Genomic DNA, 25149 nt, shown 5'->3' with positions numbered 1-25149 from the left:
GGTTTGACGGGGCGGACGACGGGGGCGCGGCGGGCGGCTTCCCGAGCACGTTTGGACGGGAGGCGGGGCGGGCCGGTGCACGGCCCGGATGCTAGAATCCGGTCATGATCGTCAAGTCCCGTCCGGCCGCCGTCCAGGCCACCCTCCTGGCCATGCCAACCTTCGCCAACGTGCCCGCATCTTCCCTGTTCCGCTTCGGCCGCCTGGCGGCACTGGCCGCGGCGGCTTGCGCCGTGCTGATGCCGCTGCGCGAGGCGCAGGCGCAGGCTTCCGCGCCTGCCGCCAGCGCTGCCCCGGGCGCCCCGCGCGACTTTGCCGCCGAGCGCCAGGCGATTGGCGATTCGCGCGCCTGGACCAACTACCGCTTTGCCGTGGCCGAGCGCGAGTGCTACGGCAAGTTCTTTGTCAACCACTGCATCGACAAGGCCAAGGAAGCCCAGCGCGAGGAACTGGTGGTGCTGCGCAAGCGCGAACTGGAAGTGGGCGAGGCCGAACGTGCCCACCGCGCCGCCGAGCGCGACCGCGAACAGGCGCTGCGCCGCGCCGAGTTCGAGGCCAGCCAGCCGCAGCGCGCCGCCAGCGAGCAGACCAGCCGCCAGGCCTTCGAGAAGAAGCAGCAGGAACAGCAGTTGCGCGACGCGCAGCGCCAGGGCGAGGCGCCGCAGCGTGGCGCCAATGCGCAGGCGTATGAGAAGAAGCAATCCGACTTCGATGCCCGCATGCAGGAGGCGCAGCAGAAGGGCGCGGAGCAGGCCCTCCAGCGCCAGGAGAACGTGAAGGCATACGAGGCCAAGCAGCGCGACCTCGAACAGCGCCAGAAAGAACTGGAAGAGCGCCGCGCCAAGGCGAAGGAGCAACAGGGCCAGGCGTCGGCGCCGCGCCCGTTCGGCTTCTGAGGCCCGGCACCGTGACTGCGCAGCGGAGGCATAGATGGACAGCAACCTGAACACCCTGGAGCGGCGCATCATGGAGTTGCAGATCGAGCACCGCGACCTCGACTTCCTGATCGACCGGCTCGCCAGCGACGCCGTGCATGACGAGCTGCAACTGCGCCGGCTGAAAAAGCGCCGCCTGAAGCTGAAGGACGCGATCACGCTGCTGCAGCTGCAGCTCGAACCCGACGTGCCGGCCTGAGCGCATCCGCGCCGGGCTGCCGAATGCCGCCGGCCTCGGCCGGCGGCCCATAAAATATTCCCCCCTGCCTTGTCCGATCTTCCAGATTCCCCTGAGCTGTCAGATGACCTCGGCGTGAGCGACGCCGAGGCGCCCGCACATGCCGGCCCCGCCGACGCGGGCGCCAGCCGCGGCGCCGAGCTTGCCACCATCTTCGCCGATACCGGCACGCTGGCCCAGGCCATTCCCGGCTACCGGCCGCGTGCCTCGCAGCACAAGATGGCAGAGGCCGTCGCCGACGCGATCGCACAGAGCGATTCCGTCATCGTCGAGGCGGGCACCGGCACCGGCAAGACCTACGCCTACCTAGTCCCGGCCATGCTGTGGGGCGGCAAGGTGATCCTGTCCACCGGCACCAAGAACCTGCAGGACCAGCTCTACCTGCGCGACATTCCCACGGTGCGCCACGCGCTCAACGTGCCGGTCTCGGTGGCGTTGCTCAAGGGCCGCGCCAACTACGTCTGCCACTACCACCTGGAACGCGCGCAGGCGGGCGGGCGCCTGGCATCGCGCCAGGATGCGGCGTGGCTGCGCGATATCGGCCGCTTTATCAAGGAAACTTCCACCGGCGACAAGGCCGAGCTGGCCTCCGTGCCCGAGAACGCGCCGGTGTGGCAGATGGTGACCTCCACGCGCGACAACTGCCTGGGATCCGAATGCCCGCATTACAAGGAATGCTTTGTGATGCGCGCGCGCAAGGAAGCGCAGCAGGCCGACGTGGTGGTGGTCAACCACCACCTGTTCTTTGCCGACGTGGTGCTGCGCGACACCGGCATGGCGGAACTGCTGCCCGCGGCCAATACCGTGATCTTCGACGAAGCGCACCAGTTGCCCGAGACCGCCACGCTGTTCTTCGGCGAGACCCTCTCGACCAGCCAGTTGCTGGAAATCGCCCGCGATACCGTGGCCGAGGGCCTGTCGCATGCGCGCGATGCGGTAGACTGGGTGGCGTTGGCCGCACCGCTGGAACGCGCCGCGCGCGACCTGCGCCTAGTCTTCAGCAAGGACAACGCGCGGCTGGCGCTGGGCCAGATCGAGGCCGACCGCCGCATCGCCGAGCCTTTCAACGAAACGCTCGATGCGCTGGACGAGGCCTTGTCCGATTTCGTCGAGATGCTCGAAAGCCAGGCCGAGCGCGCCGAGTCGCTGCAGCAATGCCACCGCCGCGCGCTGGAGCTCGCCAACAAGCTGGCGGCCTGGCGCACCGATGCCGCGCCGGCCCCGCAGCCGCCGGAAGGTGATGGCGAAGCAACGCCCGCGGTGTCCGCCGGGCCCGAAACCGTGCGCTGGGTCGAGGTGTTCTCGCAGACCGTGCAGCTGCACCGCACGCCGCTGTCGATCGCGCCGATCTTCACGCGCCAGCGCGACGGCCAGCCGCGCGCGTGGATCTTTACCTCGGCCACGCTGTCGGTGAAGGGCAATTTCACCCACTATGCAGCGCAACTGGGGCTGGACAAGGACCGCTCGCTGACGCTGCCCAGCCCGTTCGACTACGCGAAGCAGGGCCTGCTCTATGTGCCGCGCGACATGCCGGCGCCGCAGTCGCCGCAGTTCACCGATGCCGTGGTGCAGGCGGCGTTGCCGCTGATCGAGGCGGCCGGCGGGCGCACCTTCCTGCTGTGCACCACGCTGCGCGCCGTGCAGCGTGCTTCCGACCTGCTGTACGACGCCTTTGCCGAGCGCGGCCTGAACCTGCCGCTGCTGGTGCAGGGCCAGGCCAGCCGCACCGAACTGCTGGACCGCTTCCGCGAGCTGGGCAATGCGGTGCTGGTCGGCAGCCAGAGCTTCTGGGAAGGGGTGGACGTGCGCGGCGAGGCGCTGTCGCTGGTAATCATCGACAAGCTGCCGTTCGCGCCGCCGGACGACCCGGTGCTGGCCGCGCGCATGGAAGTGCTGCAGAAGAAGGGCCTGAGTCCGTTTGCCGTGCACCAGCTGCCGCATGCGGTGATCACGCTCAAGCAGGGGGCGGGGCGGCTGATCCGCTCGGAATCGGACCGCGGCGTGCTGGCGATCTTCGACACGCGCCTGGTCGAAAAGCCCTATGGCCGCCAGATCTGGCAGAGCCTGCCCCCGTTCACGCGCACGCGCGAGGCGGCGACGGTGGTGCGGTTCCTGGAGTCGCTGCGCAGTCCCGGCAAAGCGGCTGCGGCGGAGCCGGCCGACGCCAGCGCCGAAGACCCGGCAGAGGACTGATCGCCGCAGGCGCTGTCGCGGCGCCGGGCAAAGAAAAACGGGACGTACCGGATGATACGTCCCGTTTTTTATGGCCGCTGGCCGGCCGGCGTCAGAACACTTCCCACCAGGACTTGTCCTTGCGGCGCGCACCATACTTGATGAAGTCGCTCTCGGGGAAGTTCTTCTCCATCACGCGCGCGGTGTCGTCGCGCAGGTCCTTCATGCCCATCGCATCGTACGAGCGGATCATGATGTACAGGGCCTCTTCGTTGGCCGGTGCGCCATCGTAGTCCTTCAGCGACTGCTGGGCACGGTTGACCGCCGCCAGGTAGGCGCCGCGCCGGTAGTAGTAGCGCGCGGCATGCACTTCGTGCTGGGCCAGCGCGTTGACGATGTACTGCATGCGCAGCGTGGCGTCGGGGGCGTACTTGCTTTCCGGGTAACGCGTGATCAGCGTATGGAAGGCGTCGTACGCGGCGCGCGCGGCCTTGGGATCGCGCTCGCTCAGGTCCTGGCCCGAGAAGCGGCCCAGCCAGCCCAGGTTGTCGTTGAAGTTGATCAGCCCCTTCAGGTAGTAGGCGTAATCGATATTGGGATGGTTCGGGTGCAGCTGGATGAAGCGGTCCACCGCCGCCAGTGCCGCCGCGGTCTCGCCATCCTTGTAGTTGGCGTAGGCGGTATCGATCTGCGCCTGCTGCGCATAGCGGCCGAACGGATAGCGGCCTTCGAGCTTTTCATACAGCTTGACGGCGCGCGTGAAGTCGCCGCCGTCCAGCGCATCCTTGGCTTCCGAATATAATTTGTTGGCCGACCAGCCTGCGGTCTCGTCGGGCTGGTCCGCGAGCAGGCCGCATGCAGACAGCATAACGCAGCCGCCTGCGAGCAGAACCGCTCCTATTGTCGTGCGCCAGCGCGCGCGTTTCATGCTCTGCAATTGCATGGGCAATCGTATCCCGGATGAAGAAAAATAGCGTCAAGCATTATAGCCCAAGCCCCCAGCCCAACTCAGAAGCAGGAGATGGCGTGGGAGGACTTCCACCAGAACGGGTGCGCGCGGCCGCGTCCGTGGCCGATTTCGAGGCCAATCCCGAGGAATTCGAAGACCTTGCCGAGACCCCGTCCGTCAGCGCCAGAGTGGCCGTGAGCCTGTCGTTGGAGGTGGATAGCGCCTCCCACGGCGAGCGGCTCGATAAATTGCTGGCGCGTCACTTCAGCGAGTTTTCGCGCAGCCGCCTGCAGCAGTGGATCGAAAGCGGCGCGGTGCGCGTCGACGGCCAGGTGCGCCGTCCGCGCGACGCGGTGCAGATGGGCAACCGGATCGAGATCCAGCCGCAGGCCGCGCCGGAATCGTCCGCTTTCTCGCCCGAGGACGTGCCGCTGGACGTGGTCTATGAAGACGACACCCTGCTGGTGATCAACAAGCCCGCCGGGCTGGTGGTGCATCCGGCTGCCGGCAACTGGAGCGGCACCGTGCTCAACGGCCTGCTGCACCGCGACCCGGCCGCCGCAGCGCTGCCGCGCGCGGGCATCGTGCACCGGCTCGACAAGGAAACCTCGGGGCTGATGGTGGTGGCGCGCTCGCTGACCGCGCAGACCGACCTGGTGCGCCAGCTGCAGGCGCGCACGGTCAAGCGCGCCTATATCGCGCTGGTCTGGGGCCGCACTTACGACGAAGGCACCATCGACGCGCCCATTGGCCGCGATCCGCGCGAGCGCACGCGCATGGCGATCGTGCATACCGCTAGCGGCAAGCCGTCGCGCACGCACTTCCGCACGCTGGCCACGGTGCCGCTGGGGCGGAGCTTCGTGTCGATGGTGATGTGCAAGCTCGAAACCGGCCGCACGCATCAGATCCGCGTGCATTTCGAATCCATCGGCCATCCGCTGGTGGGGGACCCGGTTTATTTCCGCGCCACGCAGCGCGGCCAGCGCCCGGCGATCCGTGTGCCGTTGCCGGTGCCGTATGAGCGCCAGGCGCTGCATGCCTACAAGCTCGGCCTGGTGCATCCGGCCACCGGCCGGCACATGTCGTGGACCGCGCAGCCGCCGGAAGATCTGCAGGCGCTGATCGATGCGCTGGACTTCGAAAGTGCCCAGGCCGACGAAGAAGAAGAGGCCTGGGACGAGGTCTGGGAAGGCGGCGAAGCTCACTGGGAATACGCTGGCGATGATGACGACGCAGACGACGACAGTCATGACGATGAGCGCGACGCCTGATCCTGCCTGGCTGGTGCCCGACTGGCCCGCGCCGGCGCGGGTGCGCGCGTTGTCGACGACACGCCAGGGCGGTGTCAGCAAGGGCCCGTATGGCCTTGTCGACGGCGCGCAGGGCGGCCTGAACCTGGGCACCCACGTTGGCGACGATCCCGCCGACGTGGCGCGCAACCGCGAACGGCTCGCTGCGTGCCTGCCGTCGATGCCGCAATGGCTGGAACAGGTGCACGGCTGCGCGGTGGCGACCGTGGATCATGTGGCGGCGCCCGCCGATCCCGTGCCGCGGGCCGACGCCAGCCTGGCGGTGACGCCCGGCCACGTCTGCGCCGTGATGACGGCGGATTGCCTGCCGGTGCTGCTGTGCGACGCGCAGGGGACGGTGGTGGGCGCCGCGCATGCCGGTTGGCGCGGCCTGTGCAACGGCGTGATCGAAGCCACGCTGGCACGAATGCAGGCGGCTGCCGGCGGTGGTGCGGTGCGCTGGCTGGCGTGGCTGGGTCCTGCGATCGGCCCCGATGCCTTCGAGGTGGGTGCCGAAGTGCGCGAGGCCTTCCTCGCCCAGGCCTATCCCGGCGAACAGGCCGCGGTTGCCGCGGCCTTCCGCGCGGGTGCGCCGGGCAAGTACTTCGCCGACATCCATGCGCTGGCCCGCACGCGGCTCGCCCGCGCGGGCTGCGTGGATATCCATGGTGGCGACGCCTGCACCGTGGCCGACGCCGGGCGCTTCTACTCCTACCGGCGCGACGGCGTGACCGGCCGCATGGCCAGCCTGGTCTGGCTGGCGGACTGAGCCGGCCGCTGCCTCCTACTCGTCCTTGCCCCCGGCGGCCACATCGGCCGCCTCCTTGGCCCGCTGTGCGCGCTCGGCTTCGGCCTTGCGCCGCCGCCGGCCGGGCGTGCCCATGATGTAGAGCACCAGCGCCACCGGGGCGATTCCATACATCAGGAAGGTGGCAACCCCCGCCACCACGTTGTGCTCGGTGATCGCCATCATCAGCGCCACGTAGAGCCAGCCAATGGCCACGATGTACATCAAACTTTCATCCTTCTCGCCTATGCTTTGTGGCCTCGGCAGATGCGAGCGCTGCATACCGTCCGGTAGGTCGGGGAGCGCGCGGGGCCGGGGCTGATTCCCGCATTGACAGCGCGTGCGTTGCAAGGCAACAATGGGCTCAAATGTCTCGGGATCGCTGACGATTCCCAGGTTTTTCCGGCAAGCATACCGCATGGCACTGCCATGCCCGGGTGTTGCGCTTGCCGGATAAAAGGGGAGCCGCTATCGGGAAGGACGCAAGCCACGGCCGCAGCAGTGCGGTCGAGGCTTCCAGCCTGTTCCAGGGCAGATGTGCCGGCAGACCCCCCCTGTTATCGGGGAGGCGCAAGCCGGGTCCATTCGGATAGCATCTCCCCATGCAGAAAGCGCCGGCCAGGGCAATGCCCGGAGCCGGTTCGAATAGTGACGGCAGAGAGACAATCAGATCATGGCGACCGGCAAAGGTGCGGCAGCTTCCACACAGGAAGGCAAGTCCCAACCATTCAAGCTCACGCCGGGGCCATTCGATCCAGCCACGTGGCTGGAATGGTCCCGCCAGTGGCAGGGCACTCAGGGCAACGGCCACGCGGCCGCGGCAGGCATTCCAGGCCTGGACGCGCTGGCGGGCCTGAAGATCGAGCCGGCGCAGCTGGCCGATATCCAGCAGCGCTACATGAAGGACTTTGCGGCGCTGTGGCAGGCCATGGCGGAGGGCAAGCCCGAGGCTACAGGGCCGCTGCACGACCGGCGCTTTGCCGGCGACGCGTGGCGCAACAACCTGCCGTTCCGTTTTGCGGCCGCCTTCTACCTGCTCAACGCGCGCGCCATGACCGAACTGGCCGACGCGGTCGAGGCAGATGCCAAGACACGCCAGCGCATCCGCTTTGCGATCTCGCAATGGGTCGATGCGATGTCGCCCGCCAACTTCCTCGCCACCAACCCTGAAGCGCAGCGCCTGCTGATCGAGTCGGGCGGCGAATCGCTGCGTGCCGGCGTGCGCAACATGATGGAAGACCTGACGCGCGGCAAGATCTCGCAGACCGACGAGACCGCGTTCGAAGTCGGCCGCAATGTCGCGGTGTCCGAAGGCGCGGTGGTCTACGAGAATGAATACTTCCAGCTGCTGCAGTACAAGGCGCTGACCGAGAAGGTTCACGCGCGCCCGTTGCTGCTGGTGCCGCCGTGCATCAACAAGTACTACATCCTCGACCTGCAGCCGGAGAGCTCGCTGGTGCGGCACGCGGTGGAGCAGGGCCATACGGTGTTCCTGGTATCGTGGCGCAACCCCGACGCCAGCATGGCCGCGACCACCTGGGACGACTACATCGAGAACGCCGCCATCCGCGCCATTGAAGTCGCACGCGACATCAGCGGCCAGGACAAGATCAATGTGCTGGGCTTCTGCGTGGGCGGCACCATCATCTCGACCGCGCTGGCGGTGCTGGCCGCGCGCGGCGAGCACCCGGCGGCCAGCCTTACGCTGCTGACCACACTGCTGGACTTTGCCGACACCGGCATCCTCGACGTCTTTGTCGACGAGGGCCACGTGCAGTTGCGCGAGGCCACACTGGGCGGCGGCGCCGGCGCGCCATGCGGGCTGCTGCGCGGCCTCGAACTGGCGAACACCTTCTCGTTCCTGCGCCCGAACGACCTGGTGTGGAACTATGTGGTCGACAACTACCTGAAAGGCAACACGCCGGTCCCGTTCGACCTGCTGTTCTGGAACGGCGACGCGACCAACCTGCCCGGGCCGTGGTACTGCTGGTATCTGCGTCACACCTACCTGCAGGACGATCTCAAGGTGCCCGGCAAGCTGAACGTATGCAACGAGCCGGTGGACCTGGGCAGCATCGACGTGCCGACCTATCTCTACGGTTCGCGCGAAGATCATATCGTGCCGTGGACCGCGGCCTATGCCTCGACTGCGCTGCTGAAGAACAAGCTGCGCTTCGTGCTGGGTGCTTCGGGCCACATTGCCGGGGTGATCAACCCGCCGGCGAAGAAGAAGCGCAGCCACTGGACCAACGATGCACTGCCGGCGTCGCCGCAGCAATGGCTGGCCGGCGCCACCGAGCATCACGGCAGCTGGTGGCCGGACTGGTCGGCATGGCTCGCCAGCCATGCCGGCGCCAAACATGCCGCACCTGCCGGGTACGGCAATGCGCGCTACCCGGCGATCGAACCCGCGCCTGGGCGATACGTCAAAGCCAAGGCATGATGCTTGCTTGACGGCCGGCGTGCGCCATGCACGGCGCCGGCAGGCTTGCAGGTTTCCCCGTTTTCATTGAGAGGACTACACCATGACTGACGTTGTCATCGTATCCGCGGCCCGCACCGCGGTTGGCAAATTTGGCGGCTCCCTGGCCAAGATCCCGGCGCCTGAACTGGGTGCCATCGTCATCAAGGCCGCGCTGGAACGCGCCGGCATCAAGCCGGACCAGGTCAGCGAAGTGATCATGGGCCAGGTGCTGACCGCCGGCTCGGGCCAGAATCCGGCGCGCCAGGCGTCGATCAAGGCCGGCTTGCCGGCAATGGTGCCGGCCATGACCATCAACAAGGTGTGCGGCTCGGGCCTGAAGGCCGTGATGCTGGCCGCCAACGCGATCATGGCGGGCGATGCCGAGATCGTGGTGGCCGGCGGCCAGGAGAACATGAGCGCCGCCCCGCACGTGCTGCCGGGCTCGCGCGACGGCTTCCGCATGGGCGATGCCAAGCTGGTCGACACCATGATCGTCGACGGCCTGTGGGACGTGTACAACCAGTACCACATGGGCATCACCGCCGAGAACGTGGCCAAGGAATACGGCATCACGCGCGAAGCGCAGGATGAGTTCGCGGTCGGCTCGCAGAACAAGGCCGAAGCCGCGCAGAAGGCCGGCAAGTTCGACGAAGAGATCGTGCCGGTGCTGATTCCGCAGCGCAAGGGCGATCCGGTGGCCTTCAAGACCGACGAGTTCGTGCGCCACGGCGCCACGCTGGACAGCATGTCCGGCCTCAAGCCCGCTTTCGACAAGGCCGGCACCGTGACCGCGGCCAACGCCTCGGGCCTGAACGACGGCGCCGCCGCGGTGGTGGTGATGTCGGCCGCCAAGGCCAAGGAGCTGGGCCTGACCCCGCTGGCCACGATCAAGAGCTACGCCAACGCCGGCGTGGATCCGAAGGTCATGGGCATGGGCCCGGTGCCGGCCTCCAAACGTGCGCTGTCGCGTGCCAACTGGACCCCGCAGGACCTGGACCTGATGGAAATCAACGAGGCCTTCGCCGCGCAGGCGCTGGCGGTGCACCAGCAAATGGGCTGGGATACCTCCAAGGTCAACGTGAACGGCGGCGCCATCGCCATCGGCCACCCGATCGGCGCGTCGGGCTGCCGTATCCTGGTGACGCTGCTGCACGAGATGAAGCGCCGCGACGCTAAGAAGGGCCTGGCTTCGCTGTGCATCGGTGGCGGCATGGGCGTGGCGCTGGCAGTCGAGCGCAATTAAGGGTGCGCCGGCCCGCGCAGGTTCGCGCGGGCCGGCGGCAGATAACGAAAAGCCAATCAAGGAGTGGACATGACTCAGCGCATTGCGTATGTGACCGGCGGCATGGGTGGTATCGGAACCGCCATTTGCCAGCGGCTGGCCAAGGATGGCTTTCGCGTGGTGGCCGGCTGCGGCCCCAACTCGCCGCGCCGCGAAAAGTGGCTGGAGCAGCAGAAGGCCCTGGGCTTCGATTTCGTGGCCTCGGAAGGCAACGTGGCTGACTGGGACTCGACCAAGACGGCATTCGACAAGGTCAAGGCCGAAGTCGGCGAGGTCGATGTGCTGATCAACAACGCCGGTATCACCCGCGACGTGGTGTTCCGCAAGATGACCCGCGCCGACTGGGATGCGGTGATCGACACCAACCTGACCTCGCTGTTCAACGTCACCAAGCAGGTGATCGACGGCATGGCCGACCGCGGCTTTGGCCGGATCGTCAACATCTCGTCGGTGAACGGGCAGAAGGGCCAGTTCGGCCAGACCAACTACTCGACCGCCAAGGCCGGCCTGCACGGCTTCACCATGGCGCTGGCGCAGGAAGTGGCGACCAAGGGCGTGACCGTCAACACGGTGTCGCCGGGCTATATCGCCACCGACATGGTCAAGGCGATCCGCCAGGATGTGCTCGACAAGATCGTCGGGACCATCCCGGTCAAGCGCCTGGGCCTGCCGGAAGAGATCGCCTCGATCTGCGCGTGGCTGTCGTCCGAGGAGTCCGGTTTCTCGACCGGCGCCGACTTCTCGCTCAACGGCGGCCTGCATATGGGCTGACCTGCCGGGCTGGTTCAGACCAGTCGGCAGCCCGCGCCGGCGCCCGCGTATTGCGGTGCAGCCAGCGCGGCGCACAAGGCGGCGGACGCTTCGTTTCGCCACTCGTTTCGCGGGCCGTCATGGCCCGCGAATCGTTGCTGCCTGCGTGCTATTCCCTCCTTTTTGCGCCAATTCACCGGGTTTTCCTTAAGGCCGGTCGCTTTTCTTAGTGCCTTGTTGGGCATAGAATCAGGGCAGCGGCGCAGCCAGCACCATAGTCGTGCAGCGCGGCCCTCGCGGAGCGAGGTTGCCGGCCGCCACGCGCAGCCATGCGCGAACAGGCCACAAGACGGCAGGCACGACAACAAGCAGATGGGGCGGGCGGTACCGATTTGCGCACTGCACCCCATGCGGTGCAGCAGCGCGCAAACAGCGACGACACAAGGACAGAGCACCGATGGCCACGACCAAAAAAGGCGCAGAGCGACTGATCAAAAAATATCCAAACCGCAGGCTCTACGATACCCAGACCAGCACCTACATCACCCTGGCCGACGTCAAGCAGCTGGTCATGGACACAGAGGACTTCAAGGTCGTCGACGCCAAGTCTGGTGACGAACTGACCCGAAGCATCCTGCTGCAGATCATCCTGGAAGAAGAAACCGGCGGCGTGCCGATGTTCTCCAGCGCCATGCTGTCGCAGATCATCCGCTTCTACGGTCATGCCATGCAGGGCATGATGGGCACCTACCTGGAAAAGAACATCCAGGCCTTTATCGACATCCAGAACAAGCTTGCCGAGAACTCCAAGGGCCTGTACTCCGGCGAAGCCTTCAGCCCCGACATGTGGTCGCAGTTCATGAACATGCAGGGCCCGATGATGCAGGGCATGATGAGCAACTACATCGAGCAGAGCAAGAACCTGTTCGTGCAGATGCAGGAGCAGATGCAAAGCCAGGCCAAGAATATGTTCGGGACGTTCCCGTTCAACCAGCCGGACAAGAAGTAACACGCCAGCAGCGGCGGGCCCTGCGTCCGCCGCGCATCCCACACGCTGGCTGCCAGTCAGCCAGCGCTCGCATGCAGGCGGATGCCCAGCGCCCGCATCACCTTCCAGATCGTCCCGAACTCAGGATTGCCTTCGCCTGACAGCGAGCGGTAGAGGCTTTCGCGCGACAGGCCGGTTTCCCGCGCCAGTCGGGTCATGCCACGCGCGCGTGCCACCACGCCGAGCGCGTAGGCGATGAAGCGATCGTCGTCGCCAGCTTCGGCGAGGCAGCCATCCAGGTAGGCGGCGATTTCCTGCTCGGTCCTAAGATGCTCGGCGGAGTCCCAGGGGCGGGTTGGTTCTTTCATGGCTCACTCCAGATCAAGAATTGCCGCCAGATTGCGTGCTCTGTCGATATCAGCGTGCTGGGTCGACTTGTTGCCTCCGCAGAGAAGAATCACAAGTACCCGGCCGTGTTGCTGAAAGTAAATACGGTAGCCGGGGCCATGGTCCACGCGCATTTCGCTGAGTCCGCCGCCAAGGGCTTTTATATCGCCGGGATTACCGTTCAGTAAGCGATCGATGCGGACTTGAATGCGGATCCTGGCGGCGTTGTCGCGCAAGGCCGCATACCAGCGGTCGAAGGTTTGGGTTGTTCGGAGGCTGAGCATACCATACCGTAGCCTTTGGGCTACAGTATGTTAATCACCGATTCCTGAAAACCGCGTCAACCCAAAGCAGGTAGAATGCGCGCTTTGCGCCCGTCAGGGCTGCAGGCAATCACGCAAACTCTCAACAGCGGCGGCTCAGTGTGGACTCGCCTTTTACGCGCGAACTCCCATGATCTCCGTTATCCCATGTGCTCGTCAGGCGCCGGCCGTTAAGGCCCGGCCCTCTGTTTTGGTGAGGGCCTTGCCATGAGCCGGCTGTTCCTCGCCCCCATGGAAGGGCTTGCCGACTATGTCCTGCGCGACGTGCTGACCGATACCGGCGGCTACGACGGCTGTGTGTCGGAGTTCGTCCGGGTGACGGGTTCGTTGCTTCCGGCGCGCGTCTACGAGCGGGATACGCCCGAGATCCTCGCCGGCGGCTATACCCGCAGCGGGACGCCGATGGTGATCCAGCTGCTCGGCAGCGATCCGGAATGGCTGGCGCGCAATGCGGCCTATGCCGCGACCTTGTCGCCGCATGGCATCGACCTGAACTTCGGCTGTCCCGCCAAGGTCGTCAACCGGCATGGCGGCGGTGCGATGCTGCTGACGAACCCCGAGCTGCTGAACCGGATCGTTGCCTCCGTGCGCGCCGCGGTGCCGGCCGATATCCCCGTGACGGCAAAGATGCGGCTGGGCGTCTCCGATACCTCGCTGGCCATCGATTGCGCCACGGCGCTCGCCGAAGGCGGCGCGGCTTCGCTCGTGGTGCATGCCCGGACGCGGGACCACGGCTACCGGCCGCCCGCCCACTGGGACTGGATCGCGCGCATTGCGGCGGCCGTGGACGTGCCCGTGATTGCCAACGGAGACGTCTGGACGGTGGCGGACTGGGCGCGCTGCCGGGACGTCAGCGGTTGCGCCGACGTGATGATCGGGCGGGGCGCCGTGTCGGACCCGTTCCTCGCCTTGCGCATCCGCGGGCTGATGGACAGTACGCCGTCGGACGGGGAATGGCCGCTGGTGCTGCGCCAGATCGCCACCTATTTGAAGAAGCTGCATGCCCGCATCGCCTCCTGCCATGAACACGGGCGCGTGAAACTGTGGCTCAGCTATCTCAAGCGGACGTGGCCGCAGGCCGCCGAACTGCACGATGCCATCCGGCGCATGCAGGACTCGCTGGAGATAGCGCGCGTCCTGGACAGCTTGCCCGGGACCGCTGCCGCGCCGCAATGACGCGGCGTTACCGCCGCCTGCGCCACATGTGTGGAGTCAGGCGCCGAGAATTCATGGCAAACGGTTAAAATAGTCGATTGGCTGTTACCGCCTGGCGGCCCCATCCCTGCACTGTCCCTGCATTGGCCGCCACGCCTGCCCCACATTCGGATTGCATCGTGAAAAACCCTTCAGAATCAACGACCCAGAAAGACCATAGTCCACGTGTGGGATTCGTTTCCCTTGGCTGCCCGAAGGCGCTGGTCGACTCGGAGCAGATCATCACGCAACTGCGCGCCGAAGGCTACGCCATCAGCGGCACCTATGACGGCGCCGACCTGGTCGTGGTCAACACCTGCGGCTTTATCGACGAGGCCGTGCAGGAAAGCCTGGACGCCATCGGCGAGGCACTAACCGAGAACGGCAAGGTCATCGTCACCGGCTGCCTGGGGGCGAAGAAGGATGCGGCGGGCCACGACATCGTGTCGTCGGTGCACCCCAAGGTGCTGGCCGTGACCGGCCCGCATGCACTGGGCGAGGTGATGCAGGCGGTGCACACGCACCTGCCCAAGCCGCATGATCCGTTCACCGACCTGGTGCCGGCCGCCGGCATCAAGCTCACGCCCAAGCACTACGCCTACCTGAAGATTTCCGAGGGCTGCAACCACCGCTGCTCGTTCTGCATCATCCCGTCGATGCGCGGCGACCTGGTCTCCCGCCCGGTGGCCGAGGTCATGCTGGAGGCCGAGAACCTGTTCAAGGCCGGCGTCAAGGAACTGCTGGTGATCTCGCAGGACACCAGCGCCTATGGCGTCGACGTCAAGTACCGCACCGGCTTCTGGAACGGCCGCCCGCTCAAGACCCGCATGACCGAACTGGTGGCGGCGCTGGGCGAACTGGCGGCGCAGTACGGCGCCTGGGTGCGCCTGCACTACGTCTACCCGTACCCGCACGTGGACGAGATCATCCCGCTGATGTCGCAGGGCCACGTGCTGCCGTACCTGGACGTGCCGCTGCAGCACGCCCACCCGGACGTGCTCAAGCGCATGAAGCGTCCGGCCAATGCCGAGAAGACCATGGACCGCATCCGCGCCTGGCGCGAGATCTGCCCCGAGCTGACCATCCGCAGCACCTTTATCGCCGGCTTCCCGGGCGAGACCGAGGCGGAGTTCCAGACCTTGCTCGACTTTATCGCCGAGGCCGAGCTCGACCGGGTTGGCTGCTTCGCCTACTCGCCGGTGGAAGGCGCCACTGCCAACGACCTGCCGGGCGCGCTGCCCGACGAGGTGCGCGAGGAACGCCGCGCCCGCTTCATGGAAGTGGCTGAAGAGGTGTCGGCGCGCCGCCTGCAGCGCAAGGTCGGCCAGACCCTGCGCGTGCTGGTGGACGAGGTCAACCAGGATGGCGGCATCGGCCGTTCGTCCGCGGACGCGCCGGAAATCGACGGCCTGGTCTATATCGCGCCGCCGGAGCGTAACGCCGGACGCTACCGCGCCGGCGAGTTCGTCGACGTGAAGATCACCGGCGCCGACGGCCACGACCTTTGGGGCGAGGTCTGAAACGGGTTGAATAAGTAAAAGTACGCTCGTTCGATTTCGCTCCGATCCCGCTATACTGTGCGGTGCAACATACCCCCCTGGAGACAAAGTCATGACGCGTGAAGTCGTAGTGGTGAGCGGTGTCCGTACCGCGATCGGGACCTTTGGCGGCAGCCTGAAGGATGTGGCGCCGGCGGAACTGGGCGCACTGGTGGTGCGCGAGGCGCTGGCGCGCGCGCAGGTGTCGGGCGACGATGTCGGCCACGTGGTGTTCGGCAATGTGATCCAGACCGAGCCGCGTGACATGTATCTGGGCCGCGTCGCGGCGGTCAACGGCGGGGTGACGGTCAACGCGCCCGCGCTGACCGTCAACCGCCTGTGCGGCTCGGGCCTGCAGGCCATTGTCAGCGCCGCGCAGACCATCCTGCTGGGCGATACCGACGTCGCCATCGGCGGCGGCGCGGAAAGCATGAGCCGCGCGCCGTACCTGGCGCCGGCGGCCCGCTGGGGTGCCCGCATGGGCGATGCCGGCCTGGTCGACATGATGCTGGGCGCGCTGCACGATCCCTTCCATCGCATCCATATGGGCGTGACTGCCGAGAACGTCGCCAAGGAATACGACATCTCGCGCGCGCAGCAGGACGAGGCCGCGCTGGAATCGCACCGCCGCGCCTCGGCCGCGATCAAGGCCGGGTACTTCAAGGACCAGATCGTCCCGGTGGTGAGCAAGGGCCGCAAGGGCGACGTGACTTTCGACACCGACGAGCATGTGCGCCATGACGCCACCATCGACGACATGACCAAGCTCAAGCCGGTCTTCGTCAAGGAAAACGGCACCGTCACCGCGGGCAATGCCTCGGGCCTGAACGACGCCGCCGCCGCCGTGGTGATGATGGAGCGTGCCGAGGCCGAGCGCCGCGGCCTGAAGCCGCTGGCCCGCCTGGTGTCCTATGGCCATGCCGGCGTGGATCCGAAGACCATGGGCATCGGCCCGGTGCCCGCGAGCAAGATCGCGCTGGAGCGCGCCGGCCTGCAAGTGTCGGACCTGGACGTGATCGAAGCCAACGAAGCCTTTGCCGCGCAGGCTTGCGCGGTGACCAAGGCGCTCGGGCTGGATCCGGCCAAGGTCAACCCGAACGGCTCGGGGATCTCGCTGGGCCACCCGATCGGCGCCACCGGTGCGCTGATCACGGTCAAGGCGCTGCATGAGCTGAACCGCGTGCAAGGCCGCTACGCGCTGGTGACGATGTGCATCGGCGGCGGGCAGGGCATTGCCGCCATCTTCGAGCGTATCTGAGGTTTGCCTTGCGCCTGGCTTTGCTGACGAAGACCCTTTGCACGCTCGGCCTGGCCGCCGCGCTCGCCCTGGCGGGCACGGCGCAGGCCGCTTCGGCCACCGAGCTGTCGGCCGGCCCGGTGAACGCTGCCGGCGGCGGGGAGGGCCTGGGCATCAACCAGGCCATTCGCGACGGTGAAGCCCGGCGCGGCGCCACGCTGTCCACCGGCGCCCCCAGGCCGCTGGCGCCGCGGCCTGAGTATGCGTCGCTACCGGTCTATGTCGGCAAGGTCGGCGACCAGCCGGTGCGCTTGCGCCTGGGCCCCAAGCCCGACGAGCGCGACAGTGTGCGCGGCGAGTACAGCGGACGTGGCGCCGGTGTGCGCCTGCTGGCCGGCGAGTGGGAGGGCGGCGCCTTCCTGATGGAAGAGTCCGACGACGGCACGCGCGTGTCGGGCAACTGGGAAGGCAGCATCGACGCCAGTGGTGCGGTGCGCGGCACCTGGACCGATGCGTTCAACCCGTCCATCGTGCTGCCGTTTTCTATCCGCCCGCTGGGCCTGCTGGTGATCCCGCCGTTCGACATGACGCCCAACAGCGGCGTCACCTACGCACCGCCGCCGCCGAAGTCCTCGATTTCCGGCTGGTAAGCCGCTTCGCGGTGCCTGCCGCCGCCATCGCCGGTGGCGCGGCCGGCATTTGCTGGTAAGCTCGAAGGCTCATCGAGTCTCATTCCTGACCGTCCTACGCCCTTGCCTGAGCAACATCGCCGGGCAGCGCGCCGTGGCCGGCCAGCAGCCAGCAAGGAAACCGCCGTGTCCGATTCGCCATCCGACAAGCCCGCGTCCCCCGCCCATTACCTGCAAACCGTTGCGGTCCAGCCCGAGCTGGAGATCGCCCCCGGCTTTGCCTCGTTCTCTCCCGCCACGCACCGCGGCTCGACCGTGGTGTTCCGCAACCTGGCCGAACTGCGCGCGCAGGGCGACGGCAGCACCACCTACTGGCGCTATGGCCTGCACGCCACGCCGACCAGCGAGGCGCTGTGCCAGCACCTGGCGCTGCTCGAAGGCGCGCGCCACACGTTGCTGCAGCCGTCGGGCCTGGCGGCGATCTCGCTGGTCTACTTCGCGTTGCTCAAGAGCGGCGACGACGTGCTGGTGCCGCACAACGTCTACGGCCCCAACCGCGACCACGGCGAGTGGCTGGCACGCGAATTCGGCGTGACCGTGCGCTACTACGATCCGATGGACGCCGCCGCGCTGGCGGCGATGATCCGGCCCGATACGCGGCTGATCTGGATGGAGTCGCCCGGTTCGGTAACGATGGAAGTGCCCGACTGCGACGCCATTGTCGCCGCCGCCAGGGCGCGCGGCGTGCTGACCGCGATCGACAATACCTGGTCGGCAGGTATCTACTTCCGTCCGTTCGAACGCGGTATCGATATCTCGGTGCAGGCGCTGACCAAGTACCAGTCCGGCGGCAGCGACGTGCTGATGGGCGCGGTGCTGACCTGCGACGACGCCCTGCACGACCGCCTCAAACGCACCCGCATGCTGATGGGCTGGGGCGTTTCCGCCGACGACTGCCACCTGGTGCTGCGCGGGCTGCCGAGCCTGCCGGTACGCCTGGCCGCGCACGACCGCGCCGCCCGCGAAGTGGCCGAATGGCTGCACCAGCGGCCCGAGGTGGCGCGCGTGCTGCACCCCGCGCTGCCGGATTGCCCGGGCCATGCCAACTGGCGGCGCGAGTTCAGCGGCGCCAGCGGGCTGTTTGCCATCATCCTGCGTGCACGCTATACACGCCAGCAGGTGGATGCTTTCGTCGAGGCGTTGCAGTTGTTTGCCATCGGCTGGTCCTGGGGCGGGGCCCACAGCCTGGCCGTGCCCTACCATGTGCAGGGCATGCGCCCGGCGGGCACGTGGCCGCCGGCCGGCTGGCAGGATAGCGGCGAGCTGGTGCGGCTCTATATCGGCCTGGAAGACACGCGCGACCTGATCGCCGACCTGCGCCAGGCGATGGCTGCGACGCTGGGCGTAGGCGACCGACCCTAGGCGGGCTGCCTTAGCGCGAGGTTGAGCTGGTCGACGACTTCGGCCCAGTCGGCGTCGTCCAGCAGTTCGTCGCGCAGCAGCGTGGCCTGGGCGGGCGTCCAGAACGGCGCCTCGGCCAGTTCGATATCGTCGGGCAGCGGCGCATGCGTGCCGATAAAGCCGCGGATGCTGGCTTCGTCAGCGGGCAGGCCGAGTTGGGCGAACAGTTCGGAAAACTGATGGAAGGTCGATTCCATGACGGTCGGCTCCGTGTTGTTGGCCTCAGGTAGTGTAGGGCAGCGCGGCCAGGCCGGCGCGCCAGGAAACAAGAACGGACGCTGCTGCGTCCGTTTTGCATGCCAGGGCCGTGCGCTCAGGAGGCATCCGTGCCGGGCATCGTCCTGGCGCCCTGGGCCGCCGGTGCAGGCTGCGGCATCGCCCAGACCGACTCCGCCGGTCCGTTGCGCGCGCGGCGCCGGGTGGCGCGCGCCAGGGCGGCAAAGCCCGCGGCCAGCGCGATCGCGCCGATATCGAAACCGGCGATGATCCAGTGCCCGCTGGGGATGCTGTGCAGCAGATGGTCGCCGGTCAGGATCGCGTTGGACAGCGGCACCGTCAGCGACGCCAGCGCGGCGGCGTAGAGCAGTTCCACCGCGGCGCGCACCGGCGGGCGCAGCATTGCCCAGGCGCAGGCCAGGACGAACGCCGTGAAATACGTATAGCTCACCGCCAGCTCCGGCCACAGCAGCGCCGCCGGAAAGCACAGTGCCACGCCGATGCAGCAGCCGATGCACACGCCGACGGTGGCCTGCGCCAGCAGGTGGTGCAAGCGCGGCTGCTCGGCCTGGCGCGGCTTGCGCCGCGACTCGATCCACAGCAGGTTGCCCGAGTAGAACAGGAAGGCGCCGGCCAGCCCCGCCAGCAGGTAGACCAGCCGCACCGGCAGCTTGCCGAAGGTGCCGAAATGCAGCGCATACAGCGCGCTGTAGAGCCCGTGGTTGCTGTCACGCGTGCCGGCGGTCTGGTTCGCAGTCAGCTGGCCCGCGTCGGGCTCGCCGCTGGCGGCATGGATGCCGACCGAGCCCAGGTTGCCGAGTGCCCGCGTGCTGGTGCCGCGCACTTCCACCACGGCGTTGGCATCGCCATAGCGCTGGAAGCGGAACGATTCCGGCGTGAAGCGCTCGCCGCCGTGTTCGCGCGCGATCTGCATCAGCGTTGCCGTGGGCATGGTCGGCGCGGCGCGGCCGGCCGCTGCCACTTCCGGCACGGCGGTGGTGGCGCGCGGCACCGCCTCGAACAGGCGGCCATCGACGGTCAGCGTGTTGAACACCGTCATCAGCACCAGCGACAGGCAGAACAGCGCGCCGGTGATGGCAAAGACCAGGTGGAAGGGCAGGCTGAACAGGCCCAGCACATTGTGGGTGTCCATCCAGAAGCGCTTCAGGTTGCGTCCGGGGCGCACCGCGAACAGGTCCTTCTTCAGCCGCGGCAGGTGCAGCAGCACGCCCGACACCAGCGCCAGCCCGTACAGCACCGAGATCGCGCCCATGAAGTAGATGCCGCCGACCGGGATGCCGAGCGAATAGTGCAGGCTGTTCAGGAATGCCGACAACTCCCCGGTCATCCGGTCGCGCGAGGTGTCGCGCTGCATCGCGGCGTCGCCCGCCAGGCGCGCGTCGGTGGTCATCTGCCACTCGCCAGCCTTGTCCTGCCAGTAGGCCGAGATATCAGGCTCGCCCTCAGACGGCATGATCACGTAGGAACTGGCCGCGGCCTCGGGGTGGATCGTGACCAGCTTCTGCATGAAGCGGTCGACCGCGGCCGGGTCGGCCGTGGCCCTGACCGGCGCGCTGCCCTTGAGCCGCGACGGCGACTGCCACACATGCAGTTCGTGGTGGAATACGGTGACCGCCCCGGCAAAGAAGGCGATAAACAGGGCCCAGCCGGCCATCAGGCCGACCCAGGTATGCAGCGTCTGGTACAGGCGCAGGGTTGCGGTGTTCATGATGGCGATCTCAGGAGGCGGGCAGGGCGGCCAGTGCAACCGGCGCCAGCCCGGCCAGGCGCAGCGCCCACAGCGCGCTGAAGCAGAGCAGGTTGGCGCCGCCCAGCCAGACCCAGGCGGCACGGCTGGAACGGAACCGCAGGCTGGCGCTGATGATGGCCACCCAGACTGGCAAGCAGGCCACCACGGCCGCGACGATGCCGGTTTCCCAGCCGCCCGGCAACCACAGGATCGACAGCGTGCACAGTGCCACCGCCAGCGGCAGTCCGAGCAGCGCGCCGGCCAGCCATTTGGTGCCCATCGCGGACTGCACCGCGCTCATGCCCGCTGCCCCCGTGCGGCGTTGCGCCGGTGCGCGGCATAGGTGCCGACGAAGGGCCACACCGACAGCGCGCAGGGCACCGTCACCAGGCTGGCCGCGATCGCCACGGGCCAGCCGTCGGTCGTGCTCCAGAGCCAGGTACTGACCGTGACCAGGACCAGGCCCAGCCAGCCCGGCACACGCGGTCGTGCCATCGCGCCGGGCGGCAGCAGGACCTGGTTGGGCGCGGCCAGGTACAGGCACGCGGCACCAGCCAGGCCGAGAAGGACGGCCAGAACTTGCATGGGAAAATGTCAGATCAACGAAACATTAATGATAATGATTCGTATTTGATTGAGCAAGCGCCAGGCAGGCTCGCTTCCTGACGGGATTTATCTGCACTTGGGGAGGGATTTGCGCTGGCCGAAGCGCGAATTGTCGAGGTCGGCCCCGGTGAGCGGGGCCGGCCGGGCGCTTGCCGCCCGGCGTGCGATGCCTCGCTTGCCGCGGCCCGGGATCAGTGCGGGAACAGCGCCAGCAGGCCGTCCAGCCCGACGTGGTTGAAGGCGACGCTGGCTTGCGTGCGCACCACCGGCTTGGCCCGGAAGGCCACCGACAGGCCGGCCACGGCCATCATCTTCAGGTCGTTGGAGCCGTCGCCCATGACGATGGCCTGGTCCGGCGTGGCGCCGATCCGGGCGCAGACTTCCTGTACGGTGCGGGCCTTGACGTCGGCATTGACGATCTCGCCGACCACATTGCCGGTCAGCTTGCCGTCGACAATTTCCAGGGTATTGGCGCGGGTCACGTCGAGCTTGAGCCGGGCCTTGAGCTTCTCGGTGAAATGCACGAAGCCGCCCGACACCAGCAGCGTGCGCAGGCCCAGCGCCTGCACGGTCTGCAGCATGCGCTCGGCCCCCGGCGACAGCCGCAGCCGCTCGTCATAGACGCGGTCCAGCACGCTCGCGTCCAGGCCCTTGAGCAGGGCCACCCGGCGGCGCAGGCTTTCGTTGAAATCGGTGATCTCGCCGCGCATGGCGGCTTCGGTGATGGCGGAGACCTCGGCCTTGAGGCCGCAGAAGTCGGCGATCTCGTCGATGCATTCGATCGTGATCAGCGTCGAGTCCATGTCCATCGCCACCAGGCGGAAGTCGGACAGCTTGCGCCCCGCGGGCACCACCGCCCAGTCGATCGCGCGCGGGCCGCAGAAGTCATCCAGCGCATCGCGCAGCGCCGGCGTCAGCGGCGCGCAGTCCTCGGCGGCGGCCACGGTGTCGCTGCGCAGCACCGGTTCAGAGGCGCGGGCCAGGGTGCGGGCGGTGTCGAGGTCGGCGGCGGAAAGCGGGGCGGTGCTCTGGAGGATCAGGGGCATGACGAATGAGGATCGGGCGCCTGCCAGGCTGGCGACACAAAGCTGGCGGCAAGGCGGGGGGCTGCAACGCGGCAAAACCGTTATTGTAGCCCCCCGCGGCGCCCCGGGCGAGCCGCTCAGCGCTGCGCCATCACCATGTAGTCCACGGTCAGGCTGGACAGCGCGCGCACGCCGTTGATCAGCGCCGGCTCGTCCACATAGAACTCGGGCGAGTGGTTCGACGCCGCCTTGGTCACATCCTGGCCCTTGGGCGTCACGCCGAGGTTGAAGAACAGGCCCGGCACCTTCTCCTGGTAGAACGAGAAGTCCTCGGACGCGGTCGCCTTGGGCGTGATCATCCAGTTGCCGTCGCCGGCCACGCGCTGCAGCGTGGGCGCCATCTTCTCGGTCAGGGCCGGCTGGTTGACGGTGGCGTTGTACAGTTCCACCACGCGGAAATTCGCCTCGGCGCCGGCGCTGGTGGCGATGGCCTCGGTGGTGCGCTTCATGCGCGCGTGGATGTCCTTCTTCATGCCTTCGTCATAGGTGCGGACGGTGCCCATCATCTCGACCTTCTCCGGCACGATATTCATGCGGTTGCCGCCGTGGATGGCGCCCACGGTGATGACCGACGGCTCCAGCATGGCGTTGACCTGGCGGCTCTGGATGGTCTGCAGGCCCATCACGATCTGCGACGCTACCACGATCGGGTCGATCCCGCCCCACGGCCGCGCCCCGTGCGTCTGGCGGCCCTTGACGTCGATCCAGAACTGGTCGGCCGCCGCCATCGACGGGCCGCTGCGCCAGCCCAGCTTGCCCGATTCGATGCCGCTGCTCACATGCAGGCCGAAGATCGCATCGACCTTGGGGTTGTCCAGCACGCCCTCGGACACCATCTGCTTGGCGCCCCACATATTGGAGCCGTTGGGCTCGAAGTCGGCGGGGCTTTCCTCGGCCGGCTGGAAGATGAACTTGACCGTGCCGGGCAGCTGGTCCTTCATGCCGGCCAGCACCTCCGCGGTGGCCATCAGGATGGCGACGTGGGTGTCATGGCCGCAGGCGTGCATCACGTCCACTTCCTTGCCCAGGTACTGGCCCTTGGCCTTCGACGCGAACGGCACGTCCACGCGCTCCTTCACCGGCAGCGCGTCCATGTCGGCGCGCAGCGCCACCACCGGGCCGGGCTTGCCGCCCTTGAGTACGCCGACCACGCCGGTCTTGGCCACGCCGGTCTTCACTTCCATGCCGAGCTTGCGCAGATGGTCAGCCACGAGCCCGGCCGTGCGGGTTTCGTAGTTGCCCAGTTCCGGATGCTGGTGGATATCGCGGCGCCAGGCGATCAGCTGCTGCTCGACCGCCTTGGCGCGGGTCTCGATCTGTGCGTGCAGCGCGTCGGCGCTGGCGGGTGCGGCCGGCGCCTGGGCCTGCGCGGTGTGGCAGAGCAGGCCTGCGGCGAGGGCCATGCCGGCCAACGCGAAGCGGGTAGTGGAACGGGATGCGGAATCACGGACAGCCATGCAAGGTCTCCTTCATTATTGTTGGTGTGATGCAGGCAGTGCTGAGGCCACGCCGGACAGCGTGGCCGGAAGGGCGCCGCGCCGCGTGCCTTCGCCGGGCACACGACGCGGCAGAGGGGGATCAGGCCGCCACGCGCAGGCTGTCGACCACCTTGTGCAGGAAGGCCTCGCACGCGGCCAGCTGCTCCAGCGAAACAAACTCATCCGGCTTGTGCGCCTGCTGGATATCGCCAGGCCCGCACACCACGGCCGGAATGCCGGCGCGCTGGAACAGGCCGGCTTCGGTGCCGTAGGCGACCTTGTTGGTGTCGCGGTCGGCGGTCAGCGCACGCACCAGTTGCGTGATGGCCTCCTGCTCGGCCACGTCCAGCGACGGCGCGGCGGCGATCTTGCTCAGCGTCAGGCCGGCATCGGCATGCTCGGCGCGCATCTTCGGCAGCAGCACGTCGTTGGCGTAGGCCTGGATGCGCGCATAAATGGCTTCCGGATCCACGCCGGGCAGGTTGCGGAACTCGAATACGAACTCGCACAGCGCCGGGATGGTGTTCAGCGCGATGCCGCCCTGGATGGTGCCGGTCTGCGCGGTGGTGTAGGGCACGTCGAAGGCCTGGTCATACGGGCCGTTGGCCTTGAACTCATCGGCGATGTCGCGGATAAAGCAGATCATGCGCGCGGCGTATTCGATCGCATTGACGCCACGCGGCGTCAGCGACGAATGCGCGGCCTGGCCCCTGACGCAGCAGCGGTAGGCGTTGATGCCCTTGTGCGCCACGATCACGCGCATGCTGGTGGGTTCGCCGACGATGCAGCCGCCGGGCGTCACGCCGCGGTCGCGCAGCTCGGCCAGCAGGTAGGGCGCGCCCATGCAGCCGATCTCTTCATCGAAGGACAGCGCGTAATGCACCGGTTCGCGCAGCCTTGCCTGCAGGATGGCCGGCAGCAGCGACAGGCTGGTGCCGATAAAACCCTTCATGTCGCAGGTGCCGCGGCCGTAGAGCTTGCCGTCGCGCACCACCGGCCTGAACGGGTCGGTGGTCCAGTCCTGGCCGTCCACCGGCACCACGTCGGTATGGCCCGAGAGCACGATGCCGCCGTTGGTGTCGCCGTTGGCGGCGGGCACGGTGACGAACAGGTTGGCCTTGTCCTGCTGCGGGTTGTAGCTCAGATGCGGCTTCAGCCCCTTGGCCAGGAAATGGTCGCGCACCGACTCGATCAGGCCCAGGTTGGAGTTGCGGCTGGTGGTGTCGTACGCGACCAGCCGCTGGGTCCATTCAAGCGCGCTGCCGCGCGCGGCGGTTTCGGTGACGGGCTGGCGGTGGGAAGCGGCGTGGGCGGGCATGGGGCGATATCGCTAACTTGTTAAGGATTTGATGCTACACCCGGCCGCGCGCCGCGTCCATGCAGGACAGGCA

The 25149-nt window shown here is 67.6% G+C and carries 25 protein-coding genes; 14 read left to right on the top strand and 11 right to left on the bottom strand.

From position 1 onward, the window contains the following. The first annotated feature begins 104 nt into the window (after positions 1-104). From ACZ5MJ_RS11480 to ACZ5MJ_RS11470, 3 genes are all read left to right on the top strand, one after another. Positions 105-896 carry a hypothetical protein gene (locus ACZ5MJ_RS11480; RefSeq protein ID WP_464219428.1) on the top strand — a complete coding sequence of 264 codons (792 nt, stop codon included), beginning with the start codon at positions 105-107 and terminating at the stop codon, positions 894-896. Between the two features lie 34 nt (positions 897-930). Beyond that, on the top strand, positions 931-1134 hold the full coding sequence (locus ACZ5MJ_RS11475; protein WP_013956445.1) for a DUF465 domain-containing protein: 204 nt from the start codon (positions 931-933) through the stop codon (positions 1132-1134). A 69-nt stretch (positions 1135-1203) separates the two neighbouring features. After that, on the top strand, positions 1204-3366 hold the full coding sequence (locus tag ACZ5MJ_RS11470) for an ATP-dependent DNA helicase (protein ID WP_464219424.1): 2163 nt from the start codon (positions 1204-1206) through the stop codon (positions 3364-3366). 91 nt (positions 3367-3457) lie between these two features. On the opposite strand, the gene ACZ5MJ_RS11465 is transcribed toward ACZ5MJ_RS11470, so the two are convergent. After that, a complete protein-coding gene (locus ACZ5MJ_RS11465; protein WP_464219422.1) occupies positions 3458-4288 on the bottom strand; it encodes an outer membrane protein assembly factor BamD in 831 nt (276 codons plus the stop codon). Positions 4289-4305: 17 nt separating this feature from the next. Between ACZ5MJ_RS11465 and ACZ5MJ_RS11460 the strand changes: the two genes are divergently transcribed. After that, positions 4306-5565: an RluA family pseudouridine synthase gene (locus ACZ5MJ_RS11460; protein ID WP_464219420.1), complete on the top strand. Its 1260-nt coding sequence runs from the start codon at positions 4306-4308 to the stop codon at positions 5563-5565. Next, positions 5549-6352 (top strand): peptidoglycan editing factor PgeF, encoded by an 804-nt coding sequence (gene pgeF / locus ACZ5MJ_RS11455; RefSeq protein ID WP_464219419.1) that lies wholly within the window; start codon positions 5549-5551, stop codon positions 6350-6352. The genes ACZ5MJ_RS11460 and pgeF overlap by 17 nt, the downstream gene beginning before the upstream one ends. A gap of 15 nt (positions 6353-6367) precedes the next feature. Here the strand turns inward: pgeF and ACZ5MJ_RS11450 are convergent, their stop codons facing one another. After that, positions 6368-6595, bottom strand: a complete 228-nt coding sequence (locus ACZ5MJ_RS11450) for a hypothetical protein (protein WP_464219418.1) — start codon at positions 6593-6595, stop codon at positions 6368-6370. Between the two features lie 448 nt (positions 6596-7043). Between ACZ5MJ_RS11450 and phaC the strand changes: the two genes are divergently transcribed. The 4 genes from phaC (at position 7044) to phaR (ending at position 11875) form a co-directional block, all read left to right on the top strand. Then, entirely contained in the window at positions 7044-8813 is a 1770-nt protein-coding gene (gene phaC, locus ACZ5MJ_RS11445; protein ID WP_464219416.1) for a class I poly(R)-hydroxyalkanoic acid synthase, read from the top strand. A gap of 82 nt (positions 8814-8895) precedes the next feature. Continuing rightward, positions 8896-10077 (top strand): acetyl-CoA C-acetyltransferase, encoded by a 1182-nt coding sequence (locus tag ACZ5MJ_RS11440; protein ID WP_464219415.1) that lies wholly within the window; start codon positions 8896-8898, stop codon positions 10075-10077. Between the two features lie 69 nt (positions 10078-10146). Next, the gene (locus ACZ5MJ_RS11435) at positions 10147-10887 is read left to right on the top strand and encodes a 3-ketoacyl-ACP reductase (RefSeq protein ID WP_432259923.1); all 741 of its coding nucleotides are present in this window, start codon (positions 10147-10149) and stop codon (positions 10885-10887) included. 436 nt (positions 10888-11323) lie between these two features. Further along, positions 11324-11875, top strand: coding sequence for a polyhydroxyalkanoate synthesis repressor PhaR (gene phaR / locus ACZ5MJ_RS11430; protein ID WP_464219413.1), 552 nt, complete (start codon positions 11324-11326; stop codon positions 11873-11875). 56 nt (positions 11876-11931) lie between these two features. Here the strand turns inward: phaR and ACZ5MJ_RS11425 are convergent, their stop codons facing one another. Both ACZ5MJ_RS11425 and ACZ5MJ_RS11420 read right to left on the bottom strand, forming a co-directional pair. Further along, a complete protein-coding gene (locus ACZ5MJ_RS11425) occupies positions 11932-12222 on the bottom strand; it encodes an addiction module antidote protein (RefSeq protein WP_464219412.1) in 291 nt (96 codons plus the stop codon). A gap of 3 nt (positions 12223-12225) precedes the next feature. Next, the gene (locus ACZ5MJ_RS11420; protein ID WP_464219411.1) at positions 12226-12525 is read right to left on the bottom strand and encodes a type II toxin-antitoxin system RelE/ParE family toxin; all 300 of its coding nucleotides are present in this window, start codon (positions 12523-12525) and stop codon (positions 12226-12228) included. 246 nt (positions 12526-12771) lie between these two features. On the opposite strand from ACZ5MJ_RS11420, the gene ACZ5MJ_RS11415 reads away from it, so the two are divergent. The 5 genes from ACZ5MJ_RS11415 (at position 12772) to ACZ5MJ_RS11395 (ending at position 18584) form a co-directional block, all read left to right on the top strand. Then, the gene (locus ACZ5MJ_RS11415) at positions 12772-13740 is read left to right on the top strand and encodes a tRNA dihydrouridine synthase (RefSeq protein ID WP_464219410.1); all 969 of its coding nucleotides are present in this window, start codon (positions 12772-12774) and stop codon (positions 13738-13740) included. A 158-nt stretch (positions 13741-13898) separates the two neighbouring features. Further along, the gene (gene rimO, locus ACZ5MJ_RS11410) at positions 13899-15278 is read left to right on the top strand and encodes a 30S ribosomal protein S12 methylthiotransferase RimO (RefSeq protein WP_464219409.1); all 1380 of its coding nucleotides are present in this window, start codon (positions 13899-13901) and stop codon (positions 15276-15278) included. 91 nt (positions 15279-15369) lie between these two features. Continuing rightward, the gene (gene bktB / locus ACZ5MJ_RS11405; RefSeq protein WP_464219408.1) at positions 15370-16554 is read left to right on the top strand and encodes a beta-ketothiolase BktB; all 1185 of its coding nucleotides are present in this window, start codon (positions 15370-15372) and stop codon (positions 16552-16554) included. Between the two features lie 8 nt (positions 16555-16562). Beyond that, positions 16563-17183 carry a hypothetical protein gene (locus ACZ5MJ_RS11400; protein WP_464219407.1) on the top strand — a complete coding sequence of 207 codons (621 nt, stop codon included), beginning with the start codon at positions 16563-16565 and terminating at the stop codon, positions 17181-17183. A gap of 165 nt (positions 17184-17348) precedes the next feature. Then, positions 17349-18584, top strand: coding sequence for a cystathionine beta-lyase (locus ACZ5MJ_RS11395; RefSeq protein ID WP_464219405.1), 1236 nt, complete (start codon positions 17349-17351; stop codon positions 18582-18584). Here ACZ5MJ_RS11395 and ACZ5MJ_RS11390 read toward each other — a convergent pair. The 7 genes from ACZ5MJ_RS11390 to argE all read right to left on the bottom strand — a co-directional run bounded on the left by ACZ5MJ_RS11390 (position 18581) and on the right by argE (position 25076). Continuing rightward, on the bottom strand, positions 18581-18820 hold the full coding sequence (locus ACZ5MJ_RS11390) for a DUF2789 domain-containing protein (protein ID WP_432259932.1): 240 nt from the start codon (positions 18818-18820) through the stop codon (positions 18581-18583). The two genes, ACZ5MJ_RS11395 and ACZ5MJ_RS11390, sit on opposite strands and share 4 nt — an antisense overlap. 116 nt (positions 18821-18936) lie before the next feature. Beyond that, positions 18937-20568, bottom strand: a complete 1632-nt coding sequence (locus ACZ5MJ_RS11385; protein ID WP_464219404.1) for a PepSY-associated TM helix domain-containing protein — start codon at positions 20566-20568, stop codon at positions 18937-18939. 10 nt (positions 20569-20578) lie between these two features. Continuing rightward, entirely contained in the window at positions 20579-20890 is a 312-nt protein-coding gene (locus ACZ5MJ_RS11380; RefSeq protein ID WP_464219403.1) for a hypothetical protein, read from the bottom strand. Further along, positions 20887-21174 (bottom strand): hypothetical protein, encoded by a 288-nt coding sequence (locus ACZ5MJ_RS11375; protein ID WP_464219402.1) that lies wholly within the window; start codon positions 21172-21174, stop codon positions 20887-20889. The genes ACZ5MJ_RS11380 and ACZ5MJ_RS11375 overlap by 4 nt, the downstream gene beginning before the upstream one ends. A gap of 212 nt (positions 21175-21386) precedes the next feature. Next, positions 21387-22241, bottom strand: a complete 855-nt coding sequence (serB, locus tag ACZ5MJ_RS11370) for a phosphoserine phosphatase SerB (RefSeq protein WP_464219401.1) — start codon at positions 22239-22241, stop codon at positions 21387-21389. A 116-nt stretch (positions 22242-22357) separates the two neighbouring features. Continuing rightward, positions 22358-23737, bottom strand: coding sequence for an amidohydrolase (locus ACZ5MJ_RS11365; protein ID WP_464219400.1), 1380 nt, complete (start codon positions 23735-23737; stop codon positions 22358-22360). 121 nt (positions 23738-23858) lie between these two features. Next, positions 23859-25076 carry an acetylornithine deacetylase gene (argE, locus tag ACZ5MJ_RS11360; protein ID WP_464219399.1) on the bottom strand — a complete coding sequence of 406 codons (1218 nt, stop codon included), beginning with the start codon at positions 25074-25076 and terminating at the stop codon, positions 23859-23861. Between the last annotated feature and the right edge of the window lie 73 nt (positions 25077-25149).

It is taken from the genome of Cupriavidus sp. LA-1 (genome assembly GCF_055385985.1).
This window is presented reverse-complemented; position numbering and strand designations above follow the sequence as displayed.